At 67.3% G+C, this 13,205-nt stretch carries 13 protein-coding genes; 9 read left to right on the forward strand and 4 right to left on the reverse strand.

Features of this window, described 5'->3' with window-relative positions:
• Positions 1 to 22: 22 nt before the first annotated feature.
• The gene (locus V9E98_13450) at positions 23 to 826 is read right to left on the reverse strand and encodes an HAD-IB family hydrolase (GenBank protein ID MEI2717969.1); all 804 of its coding nucleotides are present in this window, start codon (positions 824 to 826) and stop codon (positions 23 to 25) included.
• A gap of 196 nt (positions 827 to 1,022) precedes the next feature.
• Here V9E98_13450 and V9E98_13455 point away from each other — a divergent pair, with 196 nt between their 5' ends.
• The 7 genes from V9E98_13455 (at position 1,023) to V9E98_13485 (ending at position 6,726) form a co-directional block, all read left to right on the forward strand.
• Complete coding sequence (locus tag V9E98_13455; GenBank protein MEI2717970.1) at positions 1,023 to 1,712, forward strand: DNA alkylation repair protein; 690 nt, start codon at positions 1,023 to 1,025, stop codon at positions 1,710 to 1,712.
• Between the two features lie 253 nt (positions 1,713 to 1,965).
• Complete coding sequence (gene ssd / locus V9E98_13460) at positions 1,966 to 2,952, forward strand: septum site-determining protein Ssd (GenBank protein MEI2717971.1); 987 nt, start codon at positions 1,966 to 1,968, stop codon at positions 2,950 to 2,952.
• A gap of 82 nt (positions 2,953 to 3,034) precedes the next feature.
• Entirely contained in the window at positions 3,035 to 4,180 is a 1,146-nt protein-coding gene (locus V9E98_13465; protein MEI2717972.1) for a TadA family conjugal transfer-associated ATPase, read from the forward strand.
• A gap of 95 nt (positions 4,181 to 4,275) precedes the next feature.
• Positions 4,276 to 4,800: a type II secretion system F family protein gene (locus V9E98_13470; protein MEI2717973.1), complete on the forward strand. Its 525-nt coding sequence runs from the start codon at positions 4,276 to 4,278 to the stop codon at positions 4,798 to 4,800.
• A gap of 40 nt (positions 4,801 to 4,840) precedes the next feature.
• Positions 4,841 to 5,542 (forward strand): type II secretion system F family protein, encoded by a 702-nt coding sequence (locus tag V9E98_13475; protein MEI2717974.1) that lies wholly within the window; start codon positions 4,841 to 4,843, stop codon positions 5,540 to 5,542.
• Positions 5,543 to 5,670: 128 nt separating this feature from the next.
• The gene (locus tag V9E98_13480) at positions 5,671 to 5,853 is read left to right on the forward strand and encodes a DUF4244 domain-containing protein (GenBank protein ID MEI2717975.1); all 183 of its coding nucleotides are present in this window, start codon (positions 5,671 to 5,673) and stop codon (positions 5,851 to 5,853) included.
• 507 nt (positions 5,854 to 6,360) lie between these two features.
• Positions 6,361 to 6,726, forward strand: coding sequence for an Rv3654c family TadE-like protein (locus V9E98_13485; GenBank protein MEI2717976.1), 366 nt, complete (start codon positions 6,361 to 6,363; stop codon positions 6,724 to 6,726).
• A gap of 129 nt (positions 6,727 to 6,855) precedes the next feature.
• Here V9E98_13485 and V9E98_13490 read toward each other — a convergent pair whose 3' ends face one another.
• The 3 genes from V9E98_13490 to V9E98_13500 all read right to left on the reverse strand — a co-directional run bounded on the left by V9E98_13490 (position 6,856) and on the right by V9E98_13500 (position 12,268).
• Positions 6,856 to 7,866 carry a TerC/Alx family metal homeostasis membrane protein gene (locus tag V9E98_13490; GenBank protein ID MEI2717977.1) on the reverse strand — a complete coding sequence of 337 codons (1,011 nt, stop codon included), beginning with the start codon at positions 7,864 to 7,866 and terminating at the stop codon, positions 6,856 to 6,858.
• 9 nt (positions 7,867 to 7,875) lie between these two features.
• On the reverse strand, positions 7,876 to 10,164 hold the full coding sequence (locus V9E98_13495) for a DEAD/DEAH box helicase (GenBank protein MEI2717978.1): 2,289 nt from the start codon (positions 10,162 to 10,164) through the stop codon (positions 7,876 to 7,878).
• A 214-nt stretch (positions 10,165 to 10,378) separates the two neighbouring features.
• Complete coding sequence (locus V9E98_13500; protein MEI2717979.1) at positions 10,379 to 12,268, reverse strand: hypothetical protein; 1,890 nt, start codon at positions 12,266 to 12,268, stop codon at positions 10,379 to 10,381.
• A 208-nt stretch (positions 12,269 to 12,476) separates the two neighbouring features.
• On the opposite strand from V9E98_13500, the gene V9E98_13505 reads away from it, so the two are divergent.
• The gene (locus V9E98_13505) at positions 12,477 to 12,803 is read left to right on the forward strand and encodes an STAS domain-containing protein (protein ID MEI2717980.1); all 327 of its coding nucleotides are present in this window, start codon (positions 12,477 to 12,479) and stop codon (positions 12,801 to 12,803) included.
• Positions 12,803 to 13,198 carry an ATP-binding protein gene (locus V9E98_13510; protein ID MEI2717981.1) on the forward strand — a complete coding sequence of 132 codons (396 nt, stop codon included), beginning with the start codon at positions 12,803 to 12,805 and terminating at the stop codon, positions 13,196 to 13,198. Before V9E98_13505 ends, V9E98_13510 begins: the two co-directional genes overlap by 1 nt.
• Positions 13,199 to 13,205: the final 7 nt, after the last annotated feature.

A 13,205-nucleotide genomic window follows, 5' to 3' on the forward strand; every position in this document is an offset into this window, starting at 1 on the left:
ACCAGCTGCCGGCTCTGCATGGTCAGTGGAGGTCGGCCCCACCGGCTGACCGGCGCCCTGCGTACCACGCAAGACCCAGGGCGACGGCTCCGCCCACCGCGAGCGCTGCCGTTCGTCTGCCCTCCTTGGTCTCCAGGGGAGTACGCATCGCCACTGGTTTGGAGAATCGCAGGATCGGCCAGTCTCGTTCCTGGGCGATCCGCTTCAACTCCGCATCGGGGTTGGTGGCCACTGGATGCCCCACGATCTCGAGCATCGGCAGGTCCGTCTGCGAGTCGGTGTACGCGTAGCAGTCGCTCAGGTCGTAACCGCGCTCGGCCGCGAGATCACGCATGGCATCTGCCTTGCCGGTGCCGTAGGCGTAGAACAGGATGTCGCCGGTGTAATGGTCGTCCTCGATCGCCATCTGGGTGCCGATGGCCAGGTCGACTCCCAGTCGATCCCCGATGGGCTCGACCACTTCTGTTCCCGACGACGAGATGATGATCACGTCTCGACCCGCCGCATGGTGTTCCTCGAAGAGCTCCAGCGCCTCGGCATAGATGATCGGGTCGACGATCTCATCGAGGGTCTCGGCGACGATCTCCTTCACGCGCGTGACGTCCCAACCCTTGACCAGATCGGACAGGTACTCCCTCATCTGCTCCATCTGGTCGTGGTCGGCGCCGGACAACATGAAGACGAACTGCGCGTACGCCGCTTTCAGAGCGTCCGCACGGTGGATGAGTCCACCCTCATAGAACTTACGGGTGAATGCCAACGTGCTGGACTTCGCCAGGACCGTCTTGTCCAGGTCGAAGAACGCGGCCGCTGGGGCTCCGGTCATCTGCGCCACGGCAGCAGCGTAGGGCCATGGGTGTCGCGGTGTTCTGGTGTTCTGGTGTTCTCCGGGCTGTTCCGGGGTGTCTCCGGGGTGTTCCGGGGTGTTCCGGGGTGTTCCGGGGTTCCGGGGTGTTCCGGGGTGTTCTCCGGGGTTCTCCGGGGTGTTCCGGGGTGAGGTGCGATCTGCCAGCATCTGAGGCGTGTGGTCACACGAAGTGGTCGAAGGGTTGCGCGCAGCATTCGTTCCAGATCCCCGCCGGGCCGAACCCATGCGGGCCTACATGAAGGACGTCGCCCCGTTTCTGGGGATTCCCGCGCCCGTTCGCCGCAGGGCGCAGCGGCGTGTCTTCGCGGAGGTGGGACCCCCCAGCGAGGAGGAAGTGGTCGCAGCCGCACAACAGTTGTGGGACCAGCCGGAACGCGAGTTCTCGTACGCGGGTGGCGAACTGCTGGGACGATACGTCCGGTTGCTGAGTCCGGAACGGCTGGATACCGATGTGCGCCGGCTGCTGCTGTCCCGACCGTGGTGGGACACCGTCGACCTGCTGGGCACTGCGGTCATCACTCCCATGGTGCGCGACCACCCGGAGTTGCTCGCGGTCATGTGGCGGTGGAATGCCACGCCGGATCAGTGGCTCATCCGCGCGTCGATCCAGCATCAGCGGGGACTGCGCCTGGCCACTGATGTGCCGCTGCTGCTGGCGCTATGTGAGCCGCATATCGCGGATTCGCGGTTCTTCGTCGCCAAGGCCATCGGGTGGGCCTTGCGCGACACGTGTCGCTTCGATGTGGACTCTGTCGAACTGTGGGTCGACAACCACCCGAATCTCAGCGCCGTCGCCCGTCGGGAGGCCCGCAAAGGCATCGCGCGAGGTGAATCGCCCCACTGATCCTGAGTGGCTGCTTGTCCATTGGCCGCTGCACATGATTTGGGTGGAACCTGTGGGGTCGCACATTCCCCTTGAGCGGTGGAATCGGCATGTCCCGGCGTCATGTGGACCTACCGGGCCGCCTGTGGCGACCGTCCACAACTTCGTGTCGAGCGGCTGCGTCCACAGTCGTACCGCTGTCGCACACATCGAGGCGGCAGTGGACCACGCTGACCGAGGGATGCGGGGGACGCGAGGACGCGGAGGAGGCTCGATGAATGACGTCGCCGTCGTGGTAGGCGATCCGGACCTTGCCCAGGCAGTGTCCGCGGTGGTGGCGGGCAGTGGAATCGCCCCCACTTCGACGGTCCTTCCCGGTACGTCGTTGTTGGTCACCGATGATGTGCCGCCGGCCCTGTCCGTGCCGACCGTCGTCGTCGCGGGGGGTCATGATCCGGATCTGTGGCAGCGCGCCTCTCGCGCCGGAGTCGAACAGGTCGTGATGCTCCCCGGTGGTGCTGAGATTCTGGGGCGGCGCCTCAGTCGGCGCCCGGCGAGCCGATCGGGAACCATGGTCAGGGTTGTCGGCGCTCGCGGTGGCGTCGGCGCCACCACCTTGGCCGTCGGGCTCGCTTGGGCGTTGTCCGCAGGCGCCCGAGTCGTCCTGGTCGATGGGGACAGTCACGGTGGTGGACTCGATCTCGCCCTGGGTCTTGAGAAGGCCGCGGGGCTGCGGTGGGACGAGCTCACCGACGTGCGCGGCCTCGTCCCACCGCGATCGATCTTGGGACGACTACCTCGCGTCGATGGCCTTCCCGTCGTCTCGCATGGCCGAGACCCGGGCCACGACCCAGTGGGGGCGTGGCCGGCGGTGACGGAATCACTCCTGCGGGCGGCTGACTACGCGGTCTGCGATGTGCCCCGCTTCCACCTTCCGCAGTTGGCTCCCGCAGCCAGTTGCGTCGACGTCCTCGTGGTTCCCCACGACATCGCCGGGGTCGCGGCCGCTCGAAAGTTGATCGATCGCGCCGCCGTGCGAGCCGATGCGGTCCTGGCGATTCGGCGCGTCAAGGGCCCGGTCCACGTCAGCGCTGTCACGGATGCCATCCCACACCACCCCGCGATAGAGCTACCTCGCTGCACTGCCGTCCGGGCAGCGACCGACTTCGGCGACCTGGCGTCAGCGGTGCAACGGGGGGCCTACGCCGCCACGTGTCAGTCCCTCGCTGAGGCAGTAGTCACCGGAGATTCGCGATCGTGAGAGGTGGATCGGATGTGTGTGCAGCAGTCGACGGCGAGTGACGACGGCCGGCGCTCCCACCAGTCAGCGGAGCGGTCCTTCCATGAGTAGGGAATACCTCATTCCCCTGCGGACCTGGTTGGTCGACAACGAAGCCGCGCCGACCGAGTCCGGGGTCAGGCGGGGACTGGAGGCGCTCGGTGTCGTCGCGGAGCCGGACGTCCTCGGGCGGCTCGTCGCCGGATTGCAGGCGGAACTCGTCGGTGCCGGGGTGCTGCAACCACTTCTGGGTATGCCTGGTGTCACCGACGTGCTGGTCAATGGACCAGATCAGGTGTGGATCGACACGGGCGGCGGGCTGCGTTCGGCGGGTGTTCGTTTCAGCGATGAGGCCGCGGTCCGATCCCTCGCTCAGCGTCTCGCCGCGCAAGCCGGGCGGCGCTTGGACGATGCCTCCCCTTTCGTCGATGCGCGACTTCCCGACGGTGTCCGCCTGCATGCGGCACTACCGCCGCTGGCATCGCCCGGCACTCTGATCAGCCTGCGGATTCCCGCTGAGCGCCGGTTCAGCCTGACGCACCTGATCGATGCGGAGTCGGTCACCGAGGCGGGGGCGTGGTGGTTGCGTGCATTGATCGCCGCCCGGGTCGGGTTCCTGGTCACCGGCGCCACAGGATCAGGCAAGACCACCGTCTTGCGGGCCCTGCTCGAAGAGGTGCCGCGCGATGAACGCATCGTCGTCGTGGAGGAATCAGCCGAAATCGAACTGGGTCACCCGCACTTCGTCCGGCTCGAGACACGGGTGGCCAATGCCGAGGGCCGCGGCGAGGTTTCCTTGACCGATCTGATGCGTCAAGCCATGCGGATGCGTCCCGACCGCATCGTGGTGGGAGAGGTGCGCGGGCGTGAGGTCGCTGCCTTGTTGAATGCCATGAACACGGGCCATGAGGGGTCCTGCGGCACGATCCATGCGAACGATCCGGCGAGCCTGCCGGCCCGGATCGAGGCCCTGGCTCTGGCGGCGGGCCTGGATCGGCCCGCGGTTCACAGCCAACTCGCTGCCGGACTCGAGGCTGTACTTCACGTCGCGCGGGATCCCGCCGGACGGCGTCGCATCGTGCAGATGGGGTGTCCCGTGCTCACATCCACCGGCGTCGTCGTCGTCGAACCGCTGGTGACATTCACGAGATCCCGACCCCGCCTTCATCGACCACTTCATCCACTGGTCCAGCGACTGCGGGCCTCATGACGTGGCTACTGCTCCTCGGTGCGGTCATGCTGATCCCCCTTCCGACTCGCACGTCAGACTCCGCGGGCTTCCGGTTTGGGCACAGCCTGCGGGCAGTGACGGATCCCGACGATGCGGTCGCCTGGACGCTCGCGCTGGCGGGGGAGCTGCGCGGGGGGAGCGATGCGTTGCGTGCGATCCAGGTCTGCACGCGCCGCCACGGTGTCGCGCCCCGCGCTGCCCGGGCAGCCGCACTTGGTGGCGACGTTCCGGCAGCTCTGCGCGAGGACGCCGCCGGAGCACCGGTCTTGTCATCGATTGCGGCCGCATGGTCGATCTCGCAACAAACGGGATCGGGATTGGCCGAAGTGCTCGAGAATCTCGCCGACGGGTATCGCCGCACGGTCGAGGTGCGCAGGGCCCTGGCCGTGGAACTCGCCGGGCCGCGCGCCACCGCCCGACTCATGAGCCTGCTTCCCGCCATCGGAGTGGGATTCGCGATGATGCTGGGTGCTGATCCGTTGCGCTGGTTCATCACAAGTCTCACTGGCACTGTGTGTCTGCTCGCGGGGATCGCTCTGAACGTGGCCGGGTTCTGGTGGCTGCACGCGTTGGTCAAGAGGGTGGAGTCCGACCTATGAGTGCGACGAGGATCGCGCCTCTGAGTGCGACGAGGACCGCGTGAGTTGGGCACTGGTCGCGTTGGCCGTCGTATTGGTCCCCGTCCCCGCTGTGGCCAACGCCCGACAACCGATCTGCGGGGACAGCGGGAAACGGGACACACGCCTGCCTCCGCTCAACATCATCGCCGCCGTGGCGGTGGTCCTGGGCAGCTTGGGTATTGTGCCGATGCCGTGGTCCTTGGTGGTCGCCGCGATCGGGGGTTACCTCGCCCACCGGTACATGCCCACCGAATTCTCTCGGGATGAGGAACGGCGGGCTCTCGCGCTGGCGCGATCCCTGCCTGACGCGATCGATCTGCTGGCAGCGGTCCTGCGGGCTGGATTGACCGACACGGATGCGGTCGCCTTGGTAGCTGACGCCGTACCCGGTCAGTTGGGGGAACTCCTGTCACGCGTGGCCCGCCACCGCGCCTTCGGGGCCACGGCCGCTCAGGCATGGCGCACAGTTCGCGACGAGCCGGCTCTGGCTGAACTGTCCTCGGTGATGGCTCGCAATGCCGATACGGGCTCTCCTGTGGCGCCGATCTTGGATCGGGTGGCGGCTGATGCCCGCCGGGACTACTACAGCGCCGCTCAAGGCGCCGCGCGCGCGGCAGCTGTCCGGGCGGTGATCCCACTGGCAGCGTGTTTCCTGCCGGCGTTCGTCCTGCTCGGTGTGGTTCCCATCGTCGCTTCCCTGGTGTCGGAGTTGTCGTTCTGACCGGTATCCCCAGGACCGTCTTCCCGCCGCCCGTCCCCAGTGCCGATCGCCCCCGGTGAATCGCGTGACCTCGATCGACAGTGGGCGCACCACAACACAGCGCCTACGGGCGGAAAGGGGAAACAACCATGTCGAATCTCTTGGCACGTGCGGTTGAGGAGGAGGATGGCCTCTCGACGGCGGAATATGCCGTGGGCACCGTGGCCGTCGCCGGTCTCGGTGGCGTCCTGGTGCAGATTCTCACCTCGGACTGGGCCATGGAACTGCTGAAGCGGGTCATCGAGTGGGCATTCAGCTTCCTGTTCAGCTGATGATGGACCGGGGGCGTGCCGCGGCGCGTTGCACGCCCCCGGGCTCTGCCAGTCATGAGTCGGGAATGGTCACTCTCGAAATCGCACTCGCAATTCCGCTCGTTTTGATCTTCGCTGTCGCCGGCGCTTGGCTGGTGGCGGCCGGGCAAGCGCAAGCGCTGGTCACGGACGCTGCTCGGGCCACCGCGCGTGAAGTCGCCCGGGGAGTGCCTGAGCGACAGGCGGTTGCCGCGGGTCATCAAGTGGCGCCTGACGCCGAGATCGTGGTGTCTGCCTCTGGCTCGGTCATCCGGGTCCGTGCTGAGCGGACGCTGCGTGGCCCGGGGCCCTTGCTGTCCCATCTGCGCCAGAGTGTCTCCTCCACTGTCGTCACCACAGCCGAGGAGTCGAATCCGTTCACCCGATACTCGGCCACCGCGGACTCGGCTCCGGGTCCGGTCCGGTTCCGGTTCCGGGTTCGGGTTCGGGTCCGGGTTCGGGTCCGGGGTCGGATTTGGGAAGGCCTCGATGAGCGCGATCGGATCGGAGCGTGGCTCTGCGGGACTGTTGGTCATCGCTGGTGCCGGCCTTGTGGCCGCCGCCACTGCCGTGGCGGGCGCGTTGGTGGCGGGGGCGGTGACCCACACGAGAGCTCAGAGCGCGGCGGACGTGACCGCCCTTGCAGTGGCCGGTCGGATCCTCGCCGACCCGGATCCCTGTTATGTCGGCGGCGAGGTTGCGCGCGGCAACGACGCCCGGCTGACCGACTGTCAACTCGCGGGGGCCAGCGCGACGGTGGCGGTGTCGATTCCTCTGCCGCCCGTGCTCGCGCGGCTGATGCCGGGTGAGTACGCCGTCGCCCGCAGCCGAGCTGAAGTCGTCATTGTTCCGTGATGGCGCGATGGCTGACGGCGGGATGGCTTGTCAGGCGTGCTCGTCGGCCATTTCGTCAGGATTCGTGTTCTCGACTTCGCCTCGTAGGCGGTGGGCGGTGGATCGATGGGTCACGGGCCCCGGCGCCGCTCATCCGTCTGTGGCTGAGTCACCGTGTTCCTTGTGGCCCCGCACCGAACCGGCATGGGCCACGCGAGAGGGGTCCTTGCGGACGGCGATGATGCTGGCGATCGTCGTGACGGCCAAGATCACCACGATGAACGCCAGCGAGGCGAACGTGGGCACCTCGGGGACGGCCGGCCAGATGCCATGCGCCCAGTGGAGGACGAGTTTCAGGCCGATGAAGACCAGGATCAGCGCCAGGCCGACAGACAGGTACACCAGTCGGTCGAGCAAGCCCTTGACCAGGAAGAACAACGCTCGCAAGCCCAGGAGCGCGAACGCGTTGGCGACGAAGACGATGTAGGGCTCACTGGTGACCCCGAACACGGCGGGGATGGAATCCAGTGCGAAAAGCAGGTCGGTCGTGCCGATCGCGATGAGGGCGATGAACATCGGCGTGGCGACCCGCTTGCCGTCGACCCTGGTGAACATGTTGCCGTTGTCGTAGACATCGGTGGTGGGCAGCACCTTCCGAGCACCCACCACCAGGAGGTTGTCGCCGACGTCTGGGTCCTCGTCTCGATGCCGGTACAGCGCGATCCCGGTCCAGATCAGGAGCAGCCCGAACAGTAGGAACATGAAGGAGAAGTAGGCGAGCAGAGCAGCGCCGACGGCGATGAAGATGGCCCTCAGTACCAAGGCGATCGCGATCCCGATGATCAGCAACTTCTGCTGGTGGACCTCCGGCACGGCGAAGGCCGCCATGATGATGACGAAGACGAACAAGTTGTCGACTGACAGCGTCTTCTCGACGATGTAGCCCGCGAAGTACTGGGCCCCGTACTCACCGCCCGCCCACCAGGAGAAGACAGCGCCGAAGATCACGGCGACGCTGATGTAGAAGATGGACCACAACCCGGCTTCCTTGAAACCGACCGCATGCGGATTGCGCACCGCAAGCCCGAGGTCCAGGGCGAACAGGCCGATGATGACCGCGAGGGTGACGACCCAAACCGTCGCGGTGATGTCGAGAGTCACCGGGTGAGTTTAGGCCCGACCGGCGCCACCTGCAGCAACGGTCCCGGCCACGAGCGCCTGCAGCAGTGTGACCCCTCCGGACTTGTCCAGCGGGTTGTTGCCATTGCCGCACTTGGGGGACTGCACACACGACGGGCAACCCGCCGAGCACTCGCAGCTGGCCACCACGGACAAGGTCGCGGCCAGCCACTCCTCGGCAGCGTCGTACCCACGCCGTGCGAATCCCGCTCCTCCGGGATGGCCGTCATACACGAACACCGTGGTCGCGCCGGTGTCGCGGTGGTGAGGAGTCGACAAGCCTCCGATGTCCCACCTGTCGCAGGTTGCCAACGCCGGCAGGACGCCGATGGCCGCATGCTCGGCGGCATGCGCCGCACCGGGGACGTGGTCGCGGGGGATCAGGCGATCGATCTGAGTGTCATCGATCTGCCACCAGACCGCCGTTGTGCGCAGGTGCGCCGGCGGCATCGTCAGAGGTTCATTGCCCAGCACCCGACCCGACCCGACCTCCCGTTTGAGGTATCCGACGACCTGGCTGGTCACCTGGACCTCGCCCACATGCAGAGAACCGGCACCTAAGGGCCGGGACTCGTGTTCGTCGAGAATGTCGAGATCGCTGATGGATCGCGCCACCGTCGAGTAGCCGAGCTTCGCCCGGCGAACGACAGCGACGCCGGTGTCCAGGTCCAGTGACTCGACCACATGTGAGACCCCTAGATGGAGGTACACAGCGCCGGGGTGCAACTGCGATGTCGCCGAGGAGCCGTCGACGCTGCCCATCACCCGACCGGTGTCCGATTCGACGATGCTGATCTGCTCAGCACTGCCGCGTAGATCTGTCCGACTCGAAGCGGACTCCCGCGCCACCCAGTACCACCGCTCCCCGCGCAGCCGGATGAGGGCATGATCGGCGAGGGTCCGCAGGACGGGCTCGGCGACGGGCCCGAAGGCAGCGACTGCCTGGGCGGTCGTCATCGGTTGCTCGGCCACGGCGCACCCGATGTGGCCGAGCAGCACGTATGGGTTGTCCCGGTCGAGGACCGTGCTCTCCAACGACCCGTCGAAGATGCGCTCAGGATGCGAGACGTAGTAGCGGTCCAGAGGGTCCTGCTGGGCGGTGAGTACCGCTACGGCGTGTGCCCCCGTACGACCTGCGCGGCCCAGTTGCTGCAGGAAGGACAGGCGGGTTCCCGGCCACCCGCACATGGCGACGGCGTCCAGTCCCGTGATGTCGACGCCCAGTTCGAGGGCGTTGGTGGCCGCGACGCAGCTGATCGCCCCGGAGCGCAGGCCGGACTCGATGGCCCGGCGCTCTTCGGGCAGCAGTCCGCCGCGGTAGGCGCTGACGCGGTCGCCGGCGGCGGTTCGCGACCGGATGCCGGCCGCCATGGCCTCGACACCGGCGCGGGAGCGCACGAATCCCACGGATTGGGCGCCTGCGGCGACCCAGTGAGACAGAACTGCCGCGGTTTCGGCGAACGCGCTGCGCCCGGAGTCCGGCTGATCGTCATCGAACGCGACCGGGTCGTCACTATCCCGCGCCCGGGCTTCATCGTCGGGGTTTCGGCCGTCGCTTCGAGGGGTGCCGTCATGGAGGATCACGGTCCGGGCGCCGCGGGAAGAGGTGTCAGCGGTGATGGCAACGATGTCGTCAGTCGGCAAGCCCAACAGTTGGGCCGCGGCCTGTTCCGGGTTGCCCAACGTGGCGGAGCACAGGATGAAGACCGGGTCGCTGCCGAGTTCGTGACAGATCCTGCGCAAGCGGGTGAGCACTGCCGCCACGTTGGCCCCGAAGATGCCGCGGTACATATGACCCTCATCCAGTACCACGAAGCGCAGGCGAGAAAGGAAGTGCCGCCACTTGGGGTGTCCGGGCAGGACGCTGCGATGCAGCATGTCGGGGTTGGTGAGGATGAATCGGCTTCTCCGGCGGATCAGCGGGCGGATGTCCCGGTCGGTGTCGCCGTCGTAGCAGGCCGGTTCGATCTCGGGCAGACCCAGATCGTTCACCCGGGCGAGTTGGTCGTTGGCCAGGGCTTTGGTGGGCGTGCAATACAAGGCGGTGCTGGTGCCACAGAGGATGGCGGACAGGCTTGGCAGCCAGTAGGCCAGCGACTTGCCCGAGGCGGTGCCCGTGGCGAGCACGACGTGGCGCCCCTGCCAGGCCGCATCCGCCGCCGTGACCTGGTGGTCCCAGAGTTCGTCGATTCCGGCGTTGGACAGAGCAGAACGCAGGCGTGGATCCGTCCACTGCGGCCAATCGGCGGTGCAGCCGGGACGCTCAGGAAGGGCGATCACAGCTGAGGGTGGGCCCGACAGGGCCGCCAGGGTGCCGGTAACCAGGTCACCGGTGCCCGGCGATACTCCCAGGTGCGCTACTCCAGATCTCGCACAGTCGAGCACCGGTCGATGCCTGTCGTTGTCCACGGCTGGGGTCAGAGCGTTGGGGTCGCGCGGGGCCGGCACTGGCCGGGCAACGCCGATCGATTCGCGCTCTCGGCGGCTCCCCGCGTCACTGGAGCGTCGATACGACGACGGGTGTGGTGGCATCGGTGGTCCCGCCATCGCCGAGTTGGCCCTTGTCGTTGAAGCCCCAACACACGGGCAGGGCGCGGTCTCGGGTGGCGCAGGCGAACCAATGCCCGACGCTGACGTCCGTGGCATCAGCGAGCGTACTCACCGGGGTCGGTGTCGCTCGATCAGCAAGTGAGCCGTCGCCCACTTGGCCTTTGCCATTGAATCCCCAGCAGCGCACTGTCGCATCGGATAGCCGAGCGCAAGAACTGTCCGCCCCCGCAGACACGTTCGTCACGCCACTGAGACCGGTGTCGACCGGTATTGCCGAATCCGGCCCTGGAGCTCCGTTCCCGAGTTGACCGGCATCATTGCCACCCCAGCACTTCACGGTGCCACCGTCGGTGTTGGCGCAGGCATGGACCCGACCCATGGACACCCCGGCCGCGTCCGGCAGGGCAACAGCGTCAACCGTGAAGGGGGTCAGGATGTTCTCGGCTGCAGGGGGCCTGGGGTCGCCGACCTGGCTGTCGCCGTTATATCCCCAACATCTCACCTGTCCGGCCAGGCCTCCGCCCAAACGAACACACGCGGTGCCACCCTCGCCCGCTGAGATCGCCGAGGCGGTCGTGATGTCCGAGACAGGGGTCGGCGTCAGGTTGGTCGAGACGGTGATGCCGTTGCCCATCTGCCCCGCACTACCGAGCCCCCAGCACCGGGCTGTCCCTCCGAACATGCTGGCGCACGTGAAACCGTTCCCCGCGGAGATGGTGAAGGCCTTCCCGTCGCCCAGGGCCACGGGAACCGGCACCGCCGAAGCGGTGGCGCTGTTGTATCCGAGAGCGCCGTCAGCTCCCGTTCCCCAGCAGCGCGCTGCGCCATCGCTGAGCAAGGCACACGTGTGTTGGGCGCCGGCCGTCACCGCAGTGGCGGTCGTGATGCCGCTCACCGTGACCGTTCCCGGAGTCCCTCCGAAACTGCCGTTGCCCAACTGCCCCTCGGTGTTGTCCCCCCAACATTGAATCGTGCCGTCATCGATGACGGCACACGTGTGCTTCCAGCCCGCACTGATCTGGCTCACTGCCGTGGTCGTCCCGGTCACGGTGGTCGCGGACGACACGCGACCAGCACTGTCCACGGCAAACGTGGCGTAGCTATAGGTGGAGCCCGGCCGAAGGCCGGTGTCGGTGGCAGTGGAGCCCGTGGATGTGACCCCCGTCCCAGCGGTCGGCGAGTCAGGAGCCGTCGCTCCCTCGGCCCGACGCACGACGACACTGCTCGCAGAAGGGGCACTCCAGGTGATCGTCAGTTCCGTGAGCTTGCGTTGACTCACGGTGAGACCCGTGACTGGCGTCGCCGTCGGATTGGGAGTCGGATCCGGCGTGGGGCTCGTGGTGGGCTCTGGCGTGGGGCTTGGCGTGGGGCTTGGCGTGGGGCTTGATGTGGGGCTGGGTGTGGGACTGGGCGTCGGGGCAGGAGCAGTGCTGCGATACACGACCTTGAGCGCAGCACCCTTGGAACGACTGACTCGAGCCACCTGCGTCGACCGGCGAGGTTTGTAGGCGGTTCCGCGATGCTGGATGGTGCCCGCGGTGACCTTGTAACGTCCCGGCTTCAGTTGGCGCAGCGTGGTGGTCTTCGTCACGCGCTTCTTGTAGCGCTTGGCCTTGACGACGACGGCCGCGCGAGCGCCGCTCGGCACACCAGTGACGGTCACGCGTAGGGCACTGCCCTTGATGCGCGCCTTTTGGCCGTTGGTGGCCGGAGTGGTGGCGCTGGCGGGGGCGATGCCCAGTGCGGGGGCGATGCCCAGTGCGGGGGGGATGCTCAGTGAGGCAAGAAGAGTGACGACCAACGTGCCGAAGACCGGAACGACGCGAAGTTGCATGGGGTCCAGTCTCCGCAATGGCGCGCCGGTGGTCAATCAGCGTGCCGCCAATGGAGAACCTCCACCAGTGGTGAAGAAGCCCGCTTCAGGCTGTGGGCCATCGGTCGAGGGCGATTGCCGGCTGATCCCGCTTGATGCGCGAAAGCCGATCATGTGGCTATCGTGCGAGGAACGTGTGCTCCCGGAGCGCACCCCGACGGAGGTACCTGTGGAGATCAGCACCACCCCCATGAGCGATGGCAACGGAACCGTGGTCGCGGTGACCGGTGAACTCGACGTCTCCACCGCGCCGCAGCTCGAGGGTGAGCTGCAGCAACTCATCGACGGCGGAGCCGCGAACCTGGTCGTGGATCTCTCGGCGATCGACTTCCTGGACAGCACCGGGCTCGGCGTCATGGTCAAAGCGCTGAAATGGGCGCGCGAGGCAGGCGGCGGGCTGCGGGTCGTCGCGACCGAGGAACGCATCACCAAGGTGTTCACCATCACCGGTCTGGACGAGGTCATGCAGCTGTCCGAGTCGGTGGACGGGAACTGATGGCCGCCGCAGTCCTGACCGTCCCGGCCGTTCCGGAGCAGGCCCGGGCGGCGCGCCTCGTGGCGGGAGCCGCGGCGCGCCGGGCCGGTGTGGACCCGGAGTCGCTCGATGACGTGCGTCTGGCTGTCGCAGAAGCAGTGGCGCGGGCGGTGCTGCGATCGATGGCCGATCGATCCCCGGAGTCGGCGACGGTCACGGTGGTCATGACCGACGGTCCCGACGACTTCGAGGTCGCGGTCACCGACAGTGCCGATGTTCCCGGAGACGAGTCGGCCGACGACGAGGAACTTGCGCTGTCGGTCATGCGCTCGCTCGCGTCGGACAGCCGTGTGGAGCCCCGGCCCGAGGGCGGGCGCACCATTGTTCTCGCGTGGCCCGCTGCCCTGCCACGGTGAACGCACT

This window comes from Candidatus Nanopelagicales bacterium (genome assembly GCA_037045355.1).
Taxonomy (GTDB): Bacteria; Actinomycetota; Actinomycetes; order S36-B12.

Bases quoted from the DNA above. Each gene is read 5' to 3' on its own strand.
- V9E98_13500 (MEI2717979.1), bottom strand. From the start codon at position 12,268: ATGCAACTTCGCGTCGTTCCGGTCTTCGGCACGTTGGTCGTCACTCTT.
- V9E98_13510 (MEI2717981.1), top strand. From the start codon at position 12,803: ATGGCCGCCGCAGTCCTGACCGTCCCGGCCGTTCCGGAGCAGGCCCGG.
- V9E98_13465 (MEI2717972.1), top strand. From the start codon at position 3,035: ATGAGTAGGGAATACCTCATTCCCCTGCGGACCTGGTTGGTCGACAAC.
- V9E98_13480 (MEI2717975.1), top strand. From the start codon at position 5,671: ATGTCGAATCTCTTGGCACGTGCGGTTGAGGAGGAGGATGGCCTCTCG.
- V9E98_13485 (MEI2717976.1), top strand. From the start codon at position 6,361: ATGAGCGCGATCGGATCGGAGCGTGGCTCTGCGGGACTGTTGGTCATC.
- V9E98_13450 (MEI2717969.1), bottom strand. From the start codon at position 826: ATGACCGGAGCCCCAGCGGCCGCGTTCTTCGACCTGGACAAGACGGTC.
- ssd (MEI2717971.1), top strand. From the start codon at position 1,966: ATGAATGACGTCGCCGTCGTGGTAGGCGATCCGGACCTTGCCCAGGCA.